Below are 21,661 nucleotides of genomic sequence, written 5' to 3'. Positions count from 1 at the left end.
CGGATGCGGCGTGACCGCCTTATCCTGCCTACAAGTTCGTCCAGTTCATTCAAGGTAGGCATGATAAGCGTAGCGCATCAGGCAATTTTATATTTGCCATCAGCTCTCGCAGGAAATTCCCTCATCAGATTTTCCTGATTTGCATAACCCCCTTTCAGCCGTCATCATAGGCCGCTGTTGTATATAGGAGATGTTATGCAGGATTTAATATCCCAGGTTGAAGATTTAGCGGGTATTGAGTTTGATCACACCACCTCGATGGTGATGATTTTCGGTATTATTTTTCTGACCGCCGTTGTAGTGCATATTATTTTGCACTGGGTGGTACTACGTACCTTCGAAAAACGTGCCATCGCCAGCTCACGGCTGTGGCTGCAAATCATTACCCAAAATAAACTCTTCCACCGTTTAGCTTTTACCCTCCAGGGGATTATCGTCAATATTCAGGCGGTATTCTGGCTGCAAAAAGGCACTGAAGCAGCTGATATTCTGACCACCTGCGCGCAGTTGTGGATCATGATGTATGCGCTGCTTTCAGTCTTCTCGTTGCTGGATGTTATTTTGAATCTGGCGCAGAAATTCCCGGCGGCAAAGCAGTTGCCGTTAAAAGGGATATTTCAGGGGATTAAACTGATCGGCGCGATTCTGGTCGGCATTTTGATGATCTCACTGCTGATTGGTCAGTCACCGGCGATTCTGATCAGTGGTCTTGGCGCGATGGCCGCCGTGCTGATGTTAGTGTTTAAAGATCCGATTCTTGGTCTGGTTGCAGGTATTCAGCTTTCCGCGAACGATATGTTGAAACTGGGCGACTGGCTGGAAATGCCAAAATACGGCGCGGATGGCGCAGTAATTGATATTGGTTTAACCACCGTCAAAGTGCGCAACTGGGACAATACTATTACCACTATTCCCACCTGGTCGCTGGTATCTGACTCTTTTAAAAACTGGAGCGGGATGTCAGCATCCGGTGGGCGACGTATTAAGCGCAGTATCAGTATTGATGTCACCAGTATTCGTTTTCTTGATGAAACTGAAATGCAGCGGCTGAATAAAGCGCATTTGTTAAAGCCTTATTTAACCAGCCGCCATCAGGAAATTAATGAGTGGAATCGCCAGCAAGGTTCTACGGAGTCGGTATTAAACCTGCGCCGAATGACCAATATTGGAACCTTTCGTGCCTATCTGAACGAATATCTGCGTAACCATCCGCGGATTCGTAAAGATATGACCTTAATGGTGCGCCAGTTAGCTCCGGGCGATAACGGTTTACCGCTTGAGATCTACGCGTTTACTAATACCGTGGTATGGCTGGAATATGAAAGCATTCAGGCTGATATATTCGACCACATATTTGCGATCGTCGAAGAGTTTGGTCTGCGACTTCATCAGTCGCCAACCAGCAATGATATTCGCTCCCTGGCGGACGCATTTAAGCAGTAATTAAAAAACCGCTCTCATCGAATGGATGAGAGCGGCTTCAGATTGTTGTCATCGTGTTGTCGGATGCAGCGTGAATGCCTTATCCAATCGGCACTATTATTTCGCTTTCCGACGCAGCGTTTTAAACGCCACAAACAGGAATACAATCCACACCGGCAGCAGAATTGCCGACAAGCGCATATCATCCATCGTGCACATCAGCAGCAAAATCATGCCGAGAAAGGCAATGCAGAGATAGTTGCCGAACGGATAAAGCAGCGCCTTAAACTGTGTTTCACGCCCCTGACGTCGCATCGCCGCGCGAAAACGCAGATGCGCCAGACAGATCATAATCCAGTTCAACAGCAGCGTTGCCACCACCAGCGCCATCAGCAGACCAAACGCTTTTTGCGGCAGCAGATAGTTGATTAACACCACCAGCGAAGTGATCGCTCCGGAAAGCATCAGCGAGTTGATCGGCACGCCGCGACGGCTGACGCGAGTCAAAAACTTCGGCGCATTACCCTGCACAGAAAGACCAAACAGCATCCGGCTGTTAGAGTAAACCCCGCTGTTGTACACCGATAATGATGCCACCAGAATAACGAAGTTCAGCGCAGAAGCCACCACGTTGCTGTCAAGATTATGGAAAATCATCACAAACGGGCTACTGTTGGATTTCACTTCCACCCACGGATAGAGTGCCAGTAAAACCACCAGTGAACCGATATAAAACAGCAAGATGCGATACACCACCTGATTCACTGCTTTAGGGATGCTTTTTTCCGGATCGCGCGCTTCAGCGGCAGTAATACCAATCAGTTCCAGCCCTCCGAAGGAGAACATAATCACCGCCAGCGACAAAATCAGCCCATTCCAGCCGGTGGCAAAGAAACCACCGTAGCGCCAGAGGTTGTCGATACTGGCTTTCTCACCGCCATGACCAGAAAATAGCAGCCACAGGCCAAATCCGATCATGCCGATAATCGCCAGCACTTTAATCAGCGCAAACCAGAACTCAGTTTCACCATATAAGCGCACGTTCACCAGGTTAACGGCGTTGATGATAATAAAGAAGGCGGCAGCCCAGATCCAGGTGGGGACATCCGGGAACCAGTACTGCATATAGATGCCCGCAGCGGTCAGCTCTGCCATTCCCACCAGCACGAACATCACCCAGTAGTTCCAGCCAGAAAGGAAGCCCGCAAACGGTCCCCAGTATTTATAGGCAAAGTGGGCAAATGAACCGGATACCGGCTCTTCGACCACCATCTCGCCAAGCTGGCGCATAATCAGGAAAGCGATGATCCCGGCGACGCCGTAGCCCAGCAATACAGCCGGCCCCGCCATCTGAATCGCCGGGCCAATGCCAAGAAACAGACCAGTACCAATAGCGCCGCCCAGCGCAATCAGTTGAATATGACGGTTATGTAATCCGCGATGAAGCGTCGGCTCTTGATTCGACGCAGTATCTTCCGATACGGTTGACGCGTTTTTCACGCCTTTCCCCTGTGTGTCTTTTTTGTTGAGGGGCACCTTTTAACATTTAGTGCCCATCGTCGCAAGACACAATCCACACAGTTAAACCGGGTATCCTTCCCCGGCTCTACTTTTATTTCCAAACCCGATGCCGATGCAGCCACATCAGCTTATACGCCGCCGGGATAATAAACAGCGATAGCAGAGGTGCGGTGATCATGCCGCCAATCATCGGCGCGGCGATGCGGCTCATCACCTCTGAACCCGCTCCCGTTCCCCACAGAATCGGCAGCAGACCAGCGATAATCACCGCCACCGTCATCGCTTTCGGGCGCACGCGCAGTACCGCGCCGTGATATAACGCCTCATCCAGCTTCTGCTCGCTGAATGTTTGCGGATTATTCAACGACGGCTCGGCCTCTATGGCGTGACGTAAATACATCAGCATCACCACGCCAAATTCGGCGGCGACCCCGGCAAGGGCGATAAAGCCAGTGCCCGTTGCCACAGAAAGATGAAAACCCATCCACCACAGCAACCAGATGCCGCCCACCAGCGCAAAGGGTACGCTGCTGATAATCAGCAACGCTTCGCCCACCCGACGGAACGCCAGATACAACAGCACGAAGATGATCATCAGCGTCATCGGCACCATGAGTTTCAGCTTATGGTTGGCGCGCTCCAGCAACTCGAACTGCCCGGAAAACGCCACGCTGGTGCCTGGTTTCAACTGCACTTTCTCAGCAATTGCTTTTTGCAGATCGTGAACCACCGACACCATGTCACGATCGCGGGCATCGATATAAATCCAGCTCGTCGGGCGCGCATTCTCGGTTTTCAGCATCGACGGTCCGGTAGAGACTCTAACGTCGGCCACGTCTGCGAGGGTAATTTGCTGCTTCATCGGCGTCAGGATCGGCAGCTGACGCAGCGCCTGCGGACTATCGCGCCAGCTTTGCGGATAACGCAGATTAATTGGATAACGAGCAATCCCTTCCACCGTTTCGCCAACCATCGCCCCGCCCACTGCAGAAGTCACAAACAACTGCACATCAGCCACCGTCATACCGTAACGCGCGGCTTTTTCACGGTTAATCTCGACGTTGATATAGCGCCCACCTTCCAGACGCTCGGCAAGAGCAGAAGCCACGCCTGGTACCGTTCGCGCCACTTCTTCAATTTGCTCCGCCATCGCGTCGATATCCGCCAGCACAGTGCCGGAAACTTTAATGCCGATGGGGCTTTTAATGCCGGTTGAGAGCATATCGATACGGTTACGAATTGGCGGCACCCACAGATTCGCCAGCCCCGGCAGACGCACGGTGTTATCCAGTTCCTCAATGATTTTGTCCATCGTCATGCCTGGCCGCCACTGCTCCTGCGGCTTAAGCTGGATGGTCGTTTCGACCATCTCCAGCGGAGCAGAATCGGTGGCGGTTTCCGCTTTCCCAGTTTTGCCAAATACCCGCGCCACTTCAGGTACGCTCATAATCAGCTTGTCGGTTTTTTGCAGCATGCTCGCCGCCTCCGCTGCGGAAATCCCTGGCAGCGTCGATGGCATATACAACAAGTCGCCTTCATTGATCTGCGGTAAAAATTCCCCGCCAACTTTATTGAGCGGCCAGATAACCGTCAGCACCGAAAGTGCCGCCACCAGCAGCGTGGTTTTTGGCCAGTGCAATACTTTCAGCAACAGCGGATGATAAATACGAATCAAAAAGCGATTGAGCGGGTTACTGCTTTCTGGCGGAATTTTGCCACGGATCCAGTACCCCATCAGGATAGGGATCACTACGATCGCCAGCAGCGCCGCCCCCGCCATCGCATAAGTTTTGGTGAACGCCAGCGGGCCAAATAGACGCCCTTCCTGCCCTTCCAGGGTGAAGATCGGGATAAACGACAGCGTGATAATCAGCAGACTGATAAACAGCGCCGGACCTACTTCAACAGATGCATCGGTGATCACCTGCCAGCGCGTTTTATTATCCAGCGTGGCGTCAGGATGCTGGTGCTGCCACTCTTCGAGCCGTTTATGCGCATTCTCGATCATGACGATAGCGGCATCGACCATCGCCCCGACGGCAATCGCAATGCCGCCCAGCGACATAATATTGGCATTCAGCCCCTGGAAGTGCATGACAATAAAAGCAATACACAACCCCAGCGGCAACGAAATAATCGCCACCAGCGCCGAGCGCACATGCCAGAGAAACAGCGCGCAGACTACCGCCACCACAATAAACTCTTCCAGCAACTTGCCGCTGAGGTTGTCGATGGCGCGGTCAATGAGCTGGCTGCGATCGTATGTTGTAACTATCTCCACGCCTTCCGGCAGACTACTTTTCAGCGTTTCCAGTTTGTCCTTCACGGCAGCGATCACTTCACGGGCGTTTTTGCCGGAGCGCAGGATCACCACCCCGCCAGCCACTTCGCCTTCGCCGTTCAGTTCGGCAATGCCCCGGCGCATTTCCGGGCCAATCTGGACCTTGGCAACATCACGCAGATAAACAGGCACGCCATTTTCACTGGCTTTTAAAACGATATGATTAAAGTCGTCGAGCATTTGCAGATAGCCGCTGGCGCGCACCATATATTCCGCTTCCGCCAGTTCGATCGACGAACCGCCCGCTTCCTGGTTTGAAGCATCCAGCGCGCTTTTCACTTCGGCGAGACTGATGCCATACTGCGCCAGGCGCTGGGGATCGATAACCACCTGATACTCTTTCACCACACCGCCCACCGACGCCACTTCCGCAACGTCAGGGATGGTTTTTAGCTCATATTTGAGAAACCAGTCCTGCAATGAGCGTAAATCGGCCAGATCGTGCTTACCGCTGCGATCCACCAGTGCATATTCATAGATCCAGCCAACACCCGTGGCATCTGGCCCCAGCTCGGCGCTGACTCCCGCAGGCAGCTTACCCTGTACCTGGTTGAGGTACTCCAGCACCCGCGAGCGCGCCCAGTACGGATCGGTGCCATCTTCGAAAATGACATATACATAAGAGTCGCCAAACTGCGAGAAACCGCGCACCGTCTTCGCGCCAGGCACCGACAACATGGTGGTGGTTAGCGGATAAGTCACCTGATTTTCAACGATTTGCGGTGCCTGACCGGGATAGCTGGTTTTAATAATCACCTGCACATCGGAGAGATCCGGCAGCGCATCCACTGGCGTGTTAATGATGGTCCAGGTACCCCAGATACTTAGAAACAACGCGCCCATCAGCACCAGAAAACGGTTTGCCACCGAGCGACGAATAATCCATTCAATCATTGGTTATTCCCTCAATGCGCATGGGTAGCACTTTCAGAGCGCATCCGCTCCAGAGCGCCAGAAATATTGGCTTCAGAATCAATCAGGAACAGGCCGCTGGAAACCACCTTTTCACCTTCAGCCAGACCAGAGCGTAACGCGGTGACGCCTTCCGATGCCTGGAAAACAGCAACGCGTTTCGGTACAAAGCGCCCGTCGGCATCAACAGTAATCACCCGCTGTTCGCTGCCGGTATCTATCAGCGCCTGTGACGGAATGAGCAGCATCGGTTCGCTGGCAGTGTTGAGTTGCAACCAGGCGTTCATGCCCGGTTTTAGCGCCTCGTCGGCGTTGTCGACTTCCAGACGTAGCTGCAGCGTGCGGGTCGCAGCATCCACGCCGGGTAGCAGCGTCCATTTGCGGATAGTGAGTGTTTTATCCGGTCGCGCCGGAACGGTGAGCGTAAACTGCGAGGCATCTTTCACCAGCCAGGCGATGGATTCCGGGATCGCAGCAGTGACCCATACCGGGTCCATACCCTGAATTTTCGCGACCACGTTATCTTTGGCAATATTCATACCCGCGCGCAGATCAAACGCGGTGATCACGCCATCAATGGGCGCTTTGAGCGTAAAGCGAGTCTGGATTTTTTGCGTGGCAATCAGGCGGCGAATATCCGCCTCCGGCATTCCCGCCAGTCTCAGCCGCTCAAGAATGCCTTCAGTCTGGGTCGCCGTACCGCCGGTTTCGCGCAGCAGTAAATACTCACTCTGCGCTTCCACCCAGTCGGGAATGGTCAGGTCGAGAAGCGGTGTGCCCTTTTGCACTTTATCGCCCACGGTAAGCGGATACACCTTGTCGACAAACCCGGCGGCGCGAGCCTGCACAATGGCATACTGATACTCGTTGTAACTGACATTCGCCGGAAAACTCTGGGCAAAAGTCAGCGGCCCGCGCGTGACGGTAGCCGTTTTCACCCCCAGATTTTGCGTCTGGGTCGGGTCAATGCGCACACCAGACGCAGAACTCTCTTCATCGGCATATTTCGGCACCAGATCCATATCCATAAACGGCGATTTACCTGGTTTATCGAACCGCGTATTGGGATACATCGGGTCGTACCAGAATAAGACTTTACGTTCTGCGGTCGACGTTTTTTCTGCGGGCGGTTCAGCTTGGGCAAACCAGGTAAAACCTGCCGCAGAAATAATACCGCCCGTGATCATGCTGCCGATAATAAGCGCGATTTTTTTCATCTCATTAAACCTGGGTTACTGGCTGACTTTAATATCCTGTAATAAAGAAAGGTTGCCCTGCTGGACAAAATTAAACGCCACTTTGTCGCCGGTTTTAATTTCACTCATTTTCGTCTGCGGGGTGATAGTAAAGCGCATGGTCATCTCCGGCCAGTTCACGGCAGCAATCGGATCGTGATGGATGGTGATTTTTTTGCTTTCCAGATCAATACCTTTTACCACGCCAGTGGCGCTAATAACCTGTGGTTGTGCTTCGCTCATGGTTTCATGATGATGTTCGTTAGCCTGGGCATTAAAGCCAATAACGGTAAACAGACTGAACATTGCGACTTGCAGTGCTTTTTTCATTTATTCTCTCCTGGAGTTAAAAGTCATACTCTAAATAATTCGAGTTGCAGGAAGGCGACAAGCGAGTGAATCCCCAGGAGCTTACATAAGTAAGTGACTGGGGTGAGCGAATGCAGACGCAGCACATGCAACTTGAAGTATGACGAGTATATTGGTGTCAACCGCCACCAAGTGCGGTATATAAAGAAATTTCGTTAACCTGACGGGCATAATTCAGGTCAAGTAAAGTTTGTCGGGTTGCAAATAAAGAACGTTCGGCATCCAGCACTTCCAGATAGCTTACTGCGCCGTGCTGATATAATGCCCGCGCCCGTTGCAAAGTAATTTGCAGCGATGCCAGATAACGCTGCTGGGCGCTGATTTGATCGTTCAGGCTTTGACGTAATGCCAGCGCATCTGCCACTTCTTTAAAAGCATTCTGGATTTTCTGTTCATAATTCACCACCGACTGCTGTTGGCGAATTTCGGCGATATCCAGATTTGCCTGGTTGCGTCCGGCATTAAAAATAGGGATCTCAATTTTGGGTATAAAATTCCAAATCCCGCTGCTGGCGTTAAATAATGACGACAGATCGCTGTTGGCGGTCGATATTCCGCTGGTCAGGCTTATAGACGGGAAAAATGCCGCACGTGCAGCGCCAATATTGGCATTAGCCGCCATTAACGTGTGTTCAGCTTCCATAATATCCGGGCGCTGCAATAAGATTTGCGACGACAATCCCGCCGGTAATTGAACGCTTTGCAGGCTGTCGCTGTTTACTGTCTGCGCTTGCGGCAGCTTGCCGTAGCTTCCCAATAACAGTTGCAATGCATTATTCGCCTGCGCCAGTTCACCCTGACGTTTAGCGATGTCGCTGCGGGTACTTTCAATCACCCCGCGAGCCTGTTCCAGCGCCAGAACATTACTGCTACCGGTCAACAATTGTTTTTCGACAAACGCATATGATTGCTGATAATTACGCAGCGTTTCTTCGGCTATTTGCAATTGCGCATACGCCAGCTGCTGATTGAAATAGCTTTGCGCGACATTAGAAACCAGCAGTATATGCACCGCGCGTCGGGCTTCCTCAGTGGCTAAATAATTCTGTCGCTCGGCTTCACTCATGTTCTTTAAACGACCGAAAAAATCGAGGTCAAAGCTGGCGTTAAGGCCAGTCGAGAACTCCCGCGTCGTTGCGGAATCGCCTTTAAGATTGCCGCTCCAGCTGCCGCTGCCCTCGCCATTGAGCTGTGGGTAGCGGTCGGCATCAGTCAGACGATATTGCGCCCGCGCTTCCTGCACTTTCAGCGTCGCCATGCGCAAATCCCGGTTATTCACCAGCGCCTCGCTAATCAGCGTCTTCACCTGATTATCAACAAAAAAGGTGCGCCAGCCCGCGTTCTGGTAGTTATCCGCTGCGTTAACCAGGCCGTTCTGGCTGAGTGAGAACTGCTGCGGCACGGGCATTACCGGACGCTGATAATCCGGTGCCAGTGAGCAACCGCTTAGCGCAAGGGCCACACAAAGTGTCAGGAATTTACAATGAGACATAGGCGCATAATTTCTGGTGATTTTATGCAGCCAACTTTACTCGCCAAGCTCTGATTTTCCGGTGACAGGAAAATGACAAAATTGTCATTTTGCCAATAAGCGATTGCCATCTGATCCCGCTACTCTAGAATTGCCCGGGCAATATGCGGAGGAAATATGAAACTGTTGATTGTCGAAGATGAAAAGAAAACCGGAGAATACTTGACCAAAGGGTTAACCGAAGCCGGTTTTGTGGTCGATTTGGCCGACAACGGGCTGAATGGCTACCATCTGGCGATGACGGGTGATTATGACCTGATAATCCTCGATATTATGCTGCCGGACGTGAACGGCTGGGATATCGTGCGCATGTTGCGTTCCGCCAATAAAGGGATGCCGATTCTGTTGCTTACCGCGCTTGGCACCATTGAACATCGCGTCAAAGGGCTGGAGCTGGGAGCGGATGACTATCTGGTGAAGCCGTTCGCTTTTGCTGAACTGCTGGCGCGGGTGCGCACTCTACTGCGGCGCGGGGCGGCGGTGATTATCGAAAGTCAGTTTCAGGTTGCCGATTTGATGGTCGATCTCGTCAGCCGCAAAGTCACCCGCAGCGGCACGCGCATCACTCTGACCAGTAAAGAGTTTACTCTGCTGGAGTTTTTCCTTCGTCATCAGGGCGAAGTGCTGCCCCGCTCGCTTATCGCCTCGCAGGTGTGGGACATGAATTTCGACAGCGACACCAACGCCATTGATGTGGCGGTGAAGCGGCTGCGCGGCAAAATCGACAACGACTTTGAACCAAAGCTGATTCAAACCGTGCGCGGCGTAGGCTATATGCTTGAGGTGCCGGATGGCCAGTAAGCCGTTTCAGCGCCCATTTTCACTGGCAACCCGCCTGACCTTTTTTATCAGCCTTGCCACCATCGCGGCGTTTTTCGCCTTTGCCTGGATCATGATCCACTCGGTAAAAGTGCATTTTGCCGAGCAGGATATTAATGATTTAAAAGAGATTAGCGCTACCCTTGAACGGGTACTTAATCACCCTGACGAAACGCAAGCCCGACGCTTAATGACGCTGGAAGATATCGTCAGTGGTTATTCCAACGTGTTGATTTCCCTGGCAGATAGCCACGGTAAAACGGTGTATCACTCCCCCGGTGCGCCGGATATCCGCGAATTTGCTCGTGACGCAATACCCGATACAGATGCCCAAGGTGGCGAAGTGTTTCTCCTTTCCGGCCCGACGATGATGATGCCGGGCCACGGTCACGGGCATATGGAACACAGCAACTGGCGGATGATTAGCTTGCCGGTTGGCCCGCAGGCGGACGGCAAACCGATTTATACGCTCTACATCGCGCTTTCGATCGATTTTCATCTTCATTACATAAATGATTTGATGAATAAACTTATTATGACCGCATCGGTAATCAGCATCCTGATCGTCTTTATCGTGCTGTTGGCGGTACATAAAGGTCACGCGCCGATCCGCAGCGTCAGCCGTCAAATCCAGAATATCACCTCGAAAGATCTCGACGTTCGCCTTGACCCGCAGACCGTGCCGATTGAGCTGGAACAGTTGGTACTGTCGTTCAACCATATGATCGAGCGTATTGAGGATGTCTTTACCCGCCAGTCCAATTTCTCAGCGGACATCGCCCACGAAATTCGCACACCAATTACGAATCTCATTACGCAAACGGAAATCGCCCTCAGCCAGTCGCGCAGCCAGAAGGAGCTGGAAGATGTGCTCTACTCTAATCTCGAAGAGCTGACCCGAATGGCGAAAATGGTCAGCGATATGCTGTTTCTCGCCCAGGCCGATAACAACCAGTTAATCCCCGAAAAGAAAATGCTCAACCTGGTGGATGAAGTCGGCAAAGTGTTCGATTTTTTTGAGGCGTTAGCAGAAGATCGCGGCGTGGAGTTGCGGTTTGTTGGCGACAAGTGTCAGGTTGCGGGCGATCCGCTGATGCTGCGTCGGGCGTTAAGCAACCTGCTTTCTAACGCCCTGCGTTATACGCCAACCGGAAAGGCAATTGTAGTGCGCTGCCAGACGGTCGATCACCAGGTGCAAGTTTCCGTCGAAAACCCCGGAACGCCCATTGCGCCCGAGCACTTACCACGATTGTTTGACCGTTTCTATCGCGTTGACCCTTCCCGTCAGCGAAAAGGCGAAGGTAGCGGTATTGGCCTGGCGATAGTGAAATCGATTGTTGTCGCGCATAAAGGCACGGTTGCGGTAACGTCGGATGCGCGGGGGACAAGGTTTGTGATTGTGCTGCCGGAGAGGGAGTGATTGGTCGGATAACGCAATGGATATTATTTGAATTGAGAAATTTATATTTCGTCGACAGAAAAAGCGTAAAATCCGTTTCGTGCAGATGGTGAGTTTTATCAGGGTATGGCGGTAGCGCAACTGCCTTTGGATAATAGATATAACATGAATGTATTATCCAGATAACTTCACCAGCCAAATATATTATTTTTATAAAAACAACTTATATTATTTTTAATGGATAAACTCTTGTTAATAATTCGTATTACACTCGATTTATATGGTGATAATTTCTCCCCGCATAAATTATTACCACAACTTAAAGAATCATTCAAATTTATTGATTCAAACGAAAAGACCGATGTTGATAAAATACGGCACCGCCAATACGACTTTGGCGCACTATCACTTCAACATCCAGATTGTATTGGCATTGAATATAACTCAACCGAATACCAAAAATGGTATATCGATTTTATTTTAAAAAATCATATAGCATTTACCACGAACGGTGTCGACCGTGTAGATTTATTTTACAATGTATATTATTCACATCAATGCAATTTTGAAATTTTAGATAAAGAACTACTAAGTTCAATTTCAGGACTTGGCATATCATTTCCTATTAGTGTTTATCAACTAACAAAGGAAGAGCTTATTGAATTATTGGAAACCGAAGGATATTCAACTTTTGAAATTCGAGAAATATTTAGACATGAGCCGTAGGTAAAAATATATAACCAGTGGTTCTTTAGAGTAAAAATATAACTATTCCCATGATTACAAAATTGATTAAAAATAACATGCAAAAAAATCAAAATAATGAATTTCTCATTTAATGCTTTCGTAATCCCATCCATTTATCTTGAGTAAAAAGATATGGAAAAAGTTAATTATATATCGCTATCACTCATTCAAAAAATAGATGATCGCTCTCGTTTTGGCTCTAAATCTGAAGTCTGTACACATGGTAAAAATACAGGAATTACAATTCCTGCAGATTATCTTGAAACTGCAATTTTATTAGATGATGGGCGTTATTTACTATTTGTGACTGAAGACGTACCTTTTGAAGAATCTCTTGAATTGCTATTGATAGATATAAAACAGGATATTCAGGAACACGTTACTATTGCGATCCCTTATGGTAGCGGAACCTTACGTGAAATGAGATTATATGAAAACCATATCGAATTTAGTTATTTTTCAGATGAAATATGGAGAGTGGAAGTTTCGTCATCTCGTTTTTTCAGGCTTCCTTTTCAGGATGGTTTTTTAGTAACACGTCATCCATTTCGCTTTAGCTATTTTATTCATATCAAGTTATTTCGGTGATGTTCATACAATCACAATTAAAAATCATTTCAACCAATGATGTAAGCAAGTTTATAAGATGCGGATAAAAATCTTTATATAAAAAGGATTACGAATGGCAACTGCCAGGATAAATGTTTTTTGCACGAATGAAGAGTTGTCTGATTGGCTCGCTATTATAGCCTCAAAGTATCAATTACATACAATTTGGTTTGCACTACAAGATGAATACTCTAAGCAATTAGATATCTTAACAGAAAAAATCCCTGCTGTAGCACATCGAATTTATCTTATGCCCAGCATTAGACCTAACAATAGAAGAATAAAGTTTAGTAGCATTGATCGTTATTGTGGTTGGATTGAAATAAAGCCGGGGCATTTAGTTGAGTATAATGGGGAAAAGATTTTACAACTTACTGAAATTAATACTGCTGATTCTGAGGATAAATTAATATGCTTATGTAAAGTCATTCACTGGCTTAAACGACAGATTATAGCCAATGAATTCTCCGGTGTAACGGGAAAGAACATCATTTATGGTGGAGAAACTATTTATCCTCATATTATTTATACGCATCAAGCCAAATCTCTTTTTCATGATAAAGTTATCTGGAAACAAGACTTCCTATTTAATTCTGTCTATGAACCATTTTTACCTTAATTCTTCCAGCAAGCAATATTAACCATTATGAATATGACTAAAAAAGAAGCATTAGCATTCCTTGCTCTAAACCAACCTATGCCAAATGATTATGACATTACTCAGGAACTTATCAATAAATATAACAATGTAAGGCTTTATTTTGGTGCAAATCACGCTGAAGAAGCCATACCGTTATTTTTACAATCGTTTGGGGAAGGTGATGGCTTCGGTGTATATCAGTTGGTCGAATATTTTTTGTACAAGTGTGATAAAAACATTGTAGCTTCAAATATAGCCAACATACTGGAAAATCCTCTGACAATAAAAAGTGTCAGATATTGGTGTACATTATTAGCAATGGCTTTTCCCGATAACACCTTAATTAAAGGATTAAATATTTCTCTACAATCTGATGATGAAGATACCCGAGACATGGCTATGTTAAGTTTAAAGATGATTACAGAGGAATATAAAACATTTGAATTCCAATAATTCCCCCTTGCATAAAAGATCACCATCATGACAAAAACACAAGCAAAGTTGCTTATTTATAAAGCAAACAAATTTATGCAAAAGCTTGATGGAATTGACTCGTTTAGTATAACCCTGCTATATGATAACTCGTCATTAATGAGAAAAGAGTTTCATCAAACACATAATATTGATTGCCTCAACGACAGACTTTTTTTACCTCATCCGGTCAATATAAATCTTCTAATCAGTCAGATAGTGACATTATCTGGTACAGCTGAATGCTTCCGTTGCTGGCTTATCTATGAAGGTAAAGTAAAAATAGTTATAAATGGGAATAATTTCACCGCATTTGTGCAGAGTATTTTCAGAGAACAGGGAACCTATGATTTAACGTTATTTTTTGACATAACTCGTAGAGTAATAGTAGTCTGTGATAATGAGCATGACATTGATATTTACACCACCACCTATTAAAAGCATTGTTTTAGTCAACCAGGAAATGTTCCAATAAAATACACAACTTAAGAGCATAATAACCATGCAATCTACCAATAGCGAATCCCCTTATAAATTTGCAAACAAACTACTGATTGGCCTGTTAGCATGCATGCTATACAGAATAATTTCCATCATAATTACAATCATTTATACCTATTTTACTGTTCCTCATAAAGTACATATATCAACGAATATTTATATATTTTTTTCTTTCTTATTTATATCATTGATATTTTTTGTCGTCACCTTCACATCTAGTAAAAAAGTGGCAATTATAATTGCAACGCTATCGATAATATTATTAGGAGTCGAAACCTTTAATTCAGGATTGCCATATCGCGCTTTATCAATGATGTTTTCAGCCATGCTTTCATATTTCTTTATATTTTTATGTAATTTTAAAGATAAAGAAAATTCTAAACATAAAAACGTCCTGAAAGTTGCGTGCGCAATTTTGTACGTTTTTTATCTTTTTTATGAGCACGAATTTTTCAGGAATGTCTCTTTGATTATTTTTTCCTTTGTTATTTTAATGTTCTTTATTTCCTGGTTGAATATTAAACTTTAATAGTCGAAAGAGAAATGAAGTTAACCTTCCTGTACCCACAGCAACGCCGTCTTTTTGTTCAGCACGGGGAAAATGATCTCCCCTGCTCACCTCCTCCAGGCACTTCCACTACATGATGACCTGATCGGTGCCACCGCTCCTCTTCACTATGACGTTAACCTCCCCTCCTTGACACCACGCTTTTGTCTACATTCTACGCAAACGGCAGCTTTTATAACCAGTGTAAAAATAACGTGCCGCAATAGTCATACCTATTAACGGTAAAAAGCTGTCACAATTCATAAAAAACCTTAATATACGCCACCCTAAACATAACCAGCGTTAATGTAAGGTTTTTGTGTGGACTGGCTTCTTGATGTTTTTGCTACCTGGCTCTACGGCTTAAAAGTAATCGCGATAACGTTAGCGGTCATAATGTTCATCAGCGGGCTGGACGATTTTTTCATTGATGTCGTCTACTGGGTACGCCGCATTAAGCGCAAGTTGAGTGTTTATCGCCGCTACCCGCGAATGAGTTACCGCGAACTGTATAAGCCGGATGAAAAACCATTAGCGATTATGGTTCCGGCGTGGAACGAAACAGGCGTCATCGGCAATATGGCCGAGCTGGCAGCGACCACGCTCGACTACGAAAACTATCATATCTTTGTTGGCACTTACCCCAACGACCCTGACACTCAGCGTGATGTTGACGAAGTGTGCGCTCGCTTCCCGAACGTGCACAAGGTGGTCTGCGCGCGTCCTGGCCCCACCAGTAAAGCAGACTGTCTGAACAATGTGCTGGATGCCATTACCCAGTTTGAACGTAGCGCCAATTTCGCCTTTGCTGGTTTTATCCTGCATGATGCTGAAGACGTGATTTCGCCAATGGAATTGCGTCTATTCAACTATCTGGTCGAGCGTAAAGATCTGATTCAGATCCCGGTGTATCCGTTCGAACGCGAATGGACGCACTTCACCAGCATGACCTATATCGATGAGTTTTCAGAACTGCATGGCAAAGATGTTCCGGTGCGTGAAGCTCTCGCCGGACAGGTGCCTAGCGCAGGCGTCGGTACCTGCTTCAGCCGCCGCGCCGTGACCGCGCTGTTAGCCGACGGTGACGGTATCGCTTTCGACGTGCAGAGTCTTACTGAAGATTACGACATTGGTTTCCGCCTGAAAGAGAAAGGTATGACGGAAATTTTTGTCCGTTTTCCGGTGGTGGACGAAGCCAAAGAACGCGAGCAGCGTAAATTTTTACAGCACGCGCGGACATCAAACATGATCTGCGTGCGCGAATATTTCCCCGATACCTTTTCGACTGCGGTTCGGCAAAAGTCTCGCTGGATCATCGGCATTGTTTTCCAGGGTTTTAAAACTCACAAATGGACCTCCAGCCTGACGCTGAACTACTTTCTCTGGCGCGACCGCAAAGGGGCAATCAGTAACTTTGTCAGCTTCCTCGCGATGCTGGTAATGATCCAGCTTTTGCTGTTGCTGGCGTATGAAAGCTTGTGGCCTGATGCCTGGCATTTCCTTTCTATCTTCAGCGGCAGTGCATGGTTTATGACCCTGCTGTGGCTAAACTTTGGCTTGATGGTTAACCGCATTGTGCAGCGGGTGATTTTTGTCACCGGCTACTACGGTTTGACACAGGGCCTGCTTTCCATCCTGCGTCTGTTCTGGGGCAACCTGATTAACTTTATGGCTAACTGGCGCGCGCTGAAACAGGTTCTTCAGCACGGCGATCCGCGTCGCGTGGCGTGGGATAAAACGACGCACGATTTCCCCAGCGTGACTGGCGATACCCGTTCGTTGCGCCCATTAGGTCAAATTCTGCTGGAAAATCAGGTCATCACCGAAGAGCAACTCGATACAGCACTGCGTAATCGTGTCGAAGGTTTACGTCTCGGCGGTTCGATGCTAATGCAAGGATTGATCAGCGCCGAACAACTGGCGCAAGCGCTGGCTGAACAAAACGGCGTGGCGTGGGAATCCATCGATGCCTGGCAGATCCCTTCTTCGCTGATTGCCGAAATGCCGGCCTCCGTGGCGCTACATTATGCGGTGCTGCCGCTGCGTCTGGAAAATGATGAGTTAATTGTCGGTAGTGAAGACGGTATTGACCCGGTTTCTCTGGCGGCGCTGGCGCGTAAGGTCGGACGGAAAGTACGTTACGTCATTGTTCTGCGTGGACAAATTGTCACTGGATTACGTCACTGGTATGCACGTCGGCGCGGCCACGATCCACGGGCAATGTTGTACAATGCGGTTCAGCATCAGTGGCTCACGGAACAGCAGGCCGGTGAAATCTGGCGGCAATATGTGCCGCATCAATTCCTGTTCGCCGAAATACTGACCACGCTCGGTCATATTAATCGTTCAGCCATTAACGTGTTGTTATTGCGCCATGAACGCAGTTCTCTGCCGCTCGGCAAGTTTTTGGTCACCGAAGGCGTTATCAGCCAGGAAACGTTGGATCGCGTACTGTCAATTCAACGCGAATTACAAGTTTCGATGCAATCATTATTACTTAAAGCAGGTTTAAACACAGAACAGGTTGCGCAACTGGAGTCCGAAAATGAAGGAGAATAACCTTAATCGCGTCATCGGATGGTCTGGTTTACTGCTGACGTCTTTATTGAGTACCAGCGCACTCGCAGACAATATCGGCACCAGCGCAAAAGAGCTGGGGCTGAGCGACTATCGCCATTTTGTTATTTATCCCCGTCTCGATAAGGCGCTGAAGGCACAGAAAAATAACGACGAAGCAACCGCCATCCGCGAATTTGAGTATATACACCAGCAGGTGCCGGATAATATTCCGTTGACGTTATATCTGGCGGAAGCTTATCGCCATTTTGGTCATGATGACCGCGCGCGATTATTGCTTGAGGATCAACTGAAACGTCACCCAGGGGATGCCCGGCTTGAGCGAAATCTGGCGGCAATTCCAGTGGAAGTGAAAAGCGTCACTACTGTTGAAGAGTTGCTCGCCCAGCAAAAAGCGTGCGATGCTGCACCGACCCTGCGTTGTCGCAGTGAAGTCGGGCAGAATGCGCTGCGGCTGGCGCAGTTGCCTGTCGCCAGAGCGCAACTGAACGATGCAACGTTTGCCGCATCGCCGGAAGGAAAAACGCTGCGAACCGATCTACTGCAACGGGCAATCTACCTGAAACAATGGTCGCAGGCAGATACGCTATACAATGAAGCACGCCAGCAGAATACATTAAACGCGGCAGAGCGCCGTCAGTGGTTTGACGTTCTTCTTGCCGGAGAACTGGACGATCGGATCCTTGCTCTGCAATCAGTGGGGATCTTCACCGATCCACAGTCATACATTACTTACGCGACCGCGCTGGCTTATCGTGGCGAAAAAGCACGTCTCCAGCGTTATCTCGCTGAAAACACGCCGCTGTTTACCACGGACGCACAAGAGAAAAGCTGGCTCTATCTGTTATCGAAATACAGCGCCAATCCCGTGCAGGCATTGGCGAATCATCAGGTACAGTTTGCCGATAACCGCCAGTATGTTGTTGGCGCAACGCTACCGGTGCTGTTAAAAGAAGGTCAGTACGACGCGGCGCAAAGACTGCTCGCTACCCTCCCCGCCGATGAAATGCTTGAAGAGCGTTATACCATCAGCGTGGCGACCCATAATAAAGCAGAAGCGCTGCGTCTGGCACGATTGTTGTATCAGCGAGAACCGGCAAATCTTACCCGACTGGATCAACTCACCTGGCAACTGATGCAGGCCGGGCAGTCACGCGAAGCTGCCGATTTATTATTGCAACGCTATCCCTTCCAGGGCGATGCGCGTGTCAGCCAGACTTTAATGACACGGCTGGCTTCTCTGCTGGAAAGTCATCCTTACCTGGCGACGCCTGCAAAAGTGGCGATTTTATCGAAACCCTTGCCGCTGGCGGCGCAACGTCAGTGGCAAAGCCAGTTACCGGGTATTGCGGATAATTGCCCGGCAATCGTTAGTTTGCTTGGGGATATGTCACCTTCTTACGATGCTGCCGCCTGGAACCGCCTGGCGAAGTGTTATCGGGAAACACTTCCCGGCGTGGCGTTATATGCATGGCTTCAGGCGGAAAAAAGGCAACCGAACGCCTGGCAACATCGCGCCGTGGCTTATCAGGCTTACCAGGTGGAAGATTACAGCACCGCCCTGGCGGCCTGGGAGAAAATCAGACTTCACGAAATGAGCAATGAGGATCTGCTCGCCGCCGCCAATACCGCTCAGGCGGCGGGAAATGGCGCGGCTCGCGATCGCTGGCTTCAACAGGCAGAACAACGCGGGCTGGGAAACAATGCCCAATACTGGTGGCTGCATGCGCAACGTTATATCCCAGCTCAGCCAGAACTCGCACTGAACGATCTCACTCGCTCAATTAACATTGCGCCTTCTGCCAATGCTTACGTCGCGCGGGCAACGATTTATCGGCAACGTCATAATGTCTCAGCGGCAGTGAGCGATCTGCGCGCCGCGCTTGAACTGGAGCCCAATAACAGCAACACCCAGGCGGCGCTCGGCTACGCCCTGTGGGATAGTGGTGATATCGCGCAGTCGCGGGAGATGCTGGAACAGGCGCATAAAGGACTACCGGACGATCCGGCACTGATCCGACAACTGGCCTACGTGAATCAACGTCTGGATGATATGCCTGCGACGCAGCACTACGCACGGCAGGTGATTGATGACATTGATAATCAGGCGCTGATTACACCGCTAACGCCGGAACAAAATCAACAACGCTTTAATTTCCGTCGTTTGCATGAGGATACCGGTCGCCGCTGGAGTTTTAATTTTGATTCCTCTATCGGGTTACGCTCAGGGGCAATAAGCTCGGCAAGCAATAATGTCGGCGGTTCGGCGCCAGGTAAAAGCTATCGCAGTTACGGGCAGCTGGAAGCGGAGTACCGCATCGGGCGCAATATGCTGCTGGAAGGCGACCTGCTCTCGGTTTATAGCCGCGTCTTTGCCGATACCGGAGAAAACGGAGTGATGATGCCGGTGAAAAATCCGATGTCAGGCACCGGATTGCGCTGGAAGCCGCTGCGCGATCAGATCTTTTTCCTCGCCGTTGAACAGCAGTTCCCACTAAACGGGCAAAATGGCGCCTCCGACACCATGCTGCGTGCCAGCGCCTCGTTCTTTAACGGCGGAAAATACAGCGATGAGTGGCACCCGAACGGTTCTGGCTGGTTTGCGCAAAACCTGTATCTCGATGCGGCGCAATATTTTCGTCAGGATATTCAGGCGTGGACGGCAGATTATCGAGTTAGCTGGCACCAGAAGGTAGCGAACGGGCAGACTATTGAACCTTACGCTCACGTACAAGGTAACGGCTATCGGGATAAAGGTACTCAGGGCGCGCAGGTGGGCGGCGTCGGCGTTCGCTGGAACATCTGGACCGGCGAGACGCACTACGACGCCTGGCCGCACAAAGTCAGTCTCGGCGTCGAATATCAACATACCTTTAAGGCGATTAATCAACGTACAGGGGAGCGCAACAACGCGTTTCTCACCATTGGAGTGCACTGGTAAATGCGTAAGTTAATTTTCGTATTGCTGACACTTTTGTTGGTCAGTCCTTTTTCCTTTGCGATGAAAGGTATTATCTGGCAGCCACAAAACCGCGATAGTCAGGTCACCGACGCCCAGTGGCGTGGGTTGATGAGTCAGTTGCATTTGCAAGGATTCGACACCCTGATTCTGCAATGGACCCGTTACGGCGATGCGTTCACCCAGCCAGAACAGCGGGCATTATTGTTTAAGCGTGCCGCAGCTGCGCAACAAGCTGGCCTGAAGCTGATTGTTGGTTTGCATGCCGATCCGGAATTTTTTCTGCATCAGAAGCAGTCGTCCGCGGCGCTGGAGAGCTATCTTAATCGCCTGCTGGTCGCCGATCTCCAGCAGGCCAGATTATGGAGCGCCGCACCCGGCGTTACGCCGGATGGCTGGTATATCAGCGCAGAAATTGACGACCTGAACTGGCGCAGCGAAGCCGCTCGCCAGCCATTGCTGAAGTGGTTAAACAACTCACAACGGCTGATCAGTGATGTTTCGGCGAAACCGGTTTATATCAGTAGCTTTTTCGCCGGAAACATGTCGCCCGATGGCTATCGGCAAATGCTTGAACAAGTGAAATCTACTGGTATCCACGTCTGGGTTCAGGATGGTAGCGGCGTCGATAAACTTACTGCCGAACAGCGTGAGCGTTATCTGCAGGCCAGTGCCGATTGCCAAACTTTCTCCCCCGCCAGCGGCGTTGTTTATGAACTGTTTGTCGCCGGTAAAGGTAAAACCTTTGAAGCAAAACCAAAACCGGATGCAGAAATTGCTTCGCTGTTAGCGAAACGTTCCTCCTGCGGCAAAGACACGCTCTATTTCTCCCTGCGCTATTTGCCTGTCGCGCACGGCATTCTCGAGTATTAATGATTTAAGGGAGCAACTTTGCTTGCTCCTTTCCTTTTCACTTTCCTGGTCAGAATCCTGTAAATATTAATTGGACACAAATAATCGGTGTAGCCACTACTCAGAGGCATTATATAATCATATTCATGCCACCATATAATCTTTAAATAAGAACAATTACTCATCAGTTGCATTAGTATATTCCTTTA

At 49.0% G+C, this 21,661-nt stretch carries 17 protein-coding genes; 11 read left to right on the top strand and 6 right to left on the bottom strand.

The annotated features are described in order from the left end of the window. The first annotated feature begins 195 nt into the window (after nucleotides 1-195). The gene (gene ybdG, locus FEK46_RS14570) at nucleotides 196-1,443 is read left to right on the top strand and encodes a mechanosensitive ion channel YbdG (protein ID WP_130206401.1); all 1,248 of its coding nucleotides are present in this window, start codon (nucleotides 196-198) and stop codon (nucleotides 1,441-1,443) included. A gap of 96 nt (nucleotides 1,444-1,539) precedes the next feature. Here ybdG and pheP read toward each other — a convergent pair whose 3' ends face one another. From pheP to cusC, 5 genes are all read right to left on the bottom strand, one after another. After that, nucleotides 1,540-2,922, bottom strand: coding sequence for a phenylalanine transporter (pheP, locus tag FEK46_RS14565; RefSeq protein WP_112006421.1), 1,383 nt, complete (start codon nucleotides 2,920-2,922; stop codon nucleotides 1,540-1,542). Nucleotides 2,923-3,034: 112 nt separating this feature from the next. After that, complete coding sequence (gene cusA / locus FEK46_RS14560; protein ID WP_135559969.1) at nucleotides 3,035-6,178, bottom strand: Cu(+)/Ag(+) efflux RND transporter permease subunit CusA; 3,144 nt, start codon at nucleotides 6,176-6,178, stop codon at nucleotides 3,035-3,037. Nucleotides 6,179-6,189: 11 nt separating this feature from the next. Then, nucleotides 6,190-7,413, bottom strand: a complete 1,224-nt coding sequence (gene cusB, locus FEK46_RS14555; RefSeq protein WP_135559970.1) for a Cu(+)/Ag(+) efflux RND transporter periplasmic adaptor subunit CusB — start codon at nucleotides 7,411-7,413, stop codon at nucleotides 6,190-6,192. Nucleotides 7,414-7,428: 15 nt separating this feature from the next. Then, a complete protein-coding gene (gene cusF, locus FEK46_RS14550) occupies nucleotides 7,429-7,761 on the bottom strand; it encodes a Cu(+)/Ag(+) efflux RND transporter periplasmic metallochaperone CusF (protein WP_000709870.1) in 333 nt (110 codons plus the stop codon). A 157-nt stretch (nucleotides 7,762-7,918) separates the two neighbouring features. Next, the gene (gene cusC / locus FEK46_RS14545; protein ID WP_135559971.1) at nucleotides 7,919-9,292 is read right to left on the bottom strand and encodes a Cu(+)/Ag(+) efflux RND transporter outer membrane channel CusC; all 1,374 of its coding nucleotides are present in this window, start codon (nucleotides 9,290-9,292) and stop codon (nucleotides 7,919-7,921) included. Between the two features lie 156 nt (nucleotides 9,293-9,448). Here cusC and cusR point away from each other — a divergent pair, with 156 nt between their 5' ends. The 7 genes from cusR (at nucleotide 9,449) to FEK46_RS14510 (ending at nucleotide 14,454) form a co-directional block, all read left to right on the top strand. After that, nucleotides 9,449-10,132 carry a copper response regulator transcription factor CusR gene (cusR, locus tag FEK46_RS14540; RefSeq protein ID WP_000770953.1) on the top strand — a complete coding sequence of 228 codons (684 nt, stop codon included), beginning with the start codon at nucleotides 9,449-9,451 and terminating at the stop codon, nucleotides 10,130-10,132. After that, nucleotides 10,122-11,570, top strand: a complete 1,449-nt coding sequence (cusS, locus tag FEK46_RS14535) for a Cu(+)/Ag(+) sensor histidine kinase CusS (protein WP_135559972.1) — start codon at nucleotides 10,122-10,124, stop codon at nucleotides 11,568-11,570. Before cusR ends, cusS begins: the two co-directional genes overlap by 11 nt. Nucleotides 11,571-11,798: 228 nt before the next feature. Then, the gene (locus tag FEK46_RS14530) at nucleotides 11,799-12,275 is read left to right on the top strand and encodes a hypothetical protein (protein ID WP_135559973.1); all 477 of its coding nucleotides are present in this window, start codon (nucleotides 11,799-11,801) and stop codon (nucleotides 12,273-12,275) included. A 153-nt stretch (nucleotides 12,276-12,428) separates the two neighbouring features. Further along, nucleotides 12,429-12,884, top strand: a complete 456-nt coding sequence (locus tag FEK46_RS23725; RefSeq protein WP_240731122.1) for a hypothetical protein — start codon at nucleotides 12,429-12,431, stop codon at nucleotides 12,882-12,884. A gap of 94 nt (nucleotides 12,885-12,978) precedes the next feature. Further along, nucleotides 12,979-13,524: a hypothetical protein gene (locus tag FEK46_RS23720; protein ID WP_240731121.1), complete on the top strand. Its 546-nt coding sequence runs from the start codon at nucleotides 12,979-12,981 to the stop codon at nucleotides 13,522-13,524. Between the two features lie 27 nt (nucleotides 13,525-13,551). Next, on the top strand, nucleotides 13,552-13,998 hold the full coding sequence (locus FEK46_RS14515; protein WP_135559974.1) for a hypothetical protein: 447 nt from the start codon (nucleotides 13,552-13,554) through the stop codon (nucleotides 13,996-13,998). Nucleotides 13,999-14,025: 27 nt separating this feature from the next. Beyond that, nucleotides 14,026-14,454, top strand: a complete 429-nt coding sequence (locus tag FEK46_RS14510; RefSeq protein WP_135559975.1) for a hypothetical protein — start codon at nucleotides 14,026-14,028, stop codon at nucleotides 14,452-14,454. A gap of 219 nt (nucleotides 14,455-14,673) precedes the next feature. Here the strand turns inward: FEK46_RS14510 and FEK46_RS23405 are convergent, their stop codons facing one another. Beyond that, nucleotides 14,674-14,844: a hypothetical protein gene (locus FEK46_RS23405; RefSeq protein ID WP_165488979.1), complete on the bottom strand. Its 171-nt coding sequence runs from the start codon at nucleotides 14,842-14,844 to the stop codon at nucleotides 14,674-14,676. A gap of 541 nt (nucleotides 14,845-15,385) precedes the next feature. Here FEK46_RS23405 and nrfB point away from each other — a divergent pair. From nrfB to FEK46_RS14490, 3 genes are read left to right on the top strand one after another with little or no spacing between them, the layout of a single operon-like run. Beyond that, nucleotides 15,386-17,623: a cyclic di-3',5'-guanylate-activated glycosyltransferase NrfB gene (gene nrfB / locus FEK46_RS14500; protein WP_130206385.1), complete on the top strand. Its 2,238-nt coding sequence runs from the start codon at nucleotides 15,386-15,388 to the stop codon at nucleotides 17,621-17,623. Beyond that, nucleotides 17,610-20,582, top strand: coding sequence for a bacteriophage adsorption protein NfrA (gene nfrA, locus FEK46_RS14495; protein WP_135559976.1), 2,973 nt, complete (start codon nucleotides 17,610-17,612; stop codon nucleotides 20,580-20,582). Before nrfB ends, nfrA begins: the two co-directional genes overlap by 14 nt. Then, nucleotides 20,583-21,473: a DUF4434 family protein gene (locus FEK46_RS14490; RefSeq protein ID WP_131161009.1), complete on the top strand. Its 891-nt coding sequence runs from the start codon at nucleotides 20,583-20,585 to the stop codon at nucleotides 21,471-21,473. The last annotated feature ends 188 nt before the right edge of the window (nucleotides 21,474-21,661 follow it).

Origin of the sequence: Escherichia sp. E4736 (assembly GCF_005781225.1) — a bacterium.
Classification (GTDB): Bacteria; Pseudomonadota; Gammaproteobacteria; order Enterobacterales; family Enterobacteriaceae; genus Escherichia.
Note: the sequence above shows the minus strand (reverse complement) of the source record. Positions and strands in the feature narration are given on the sequence as shown.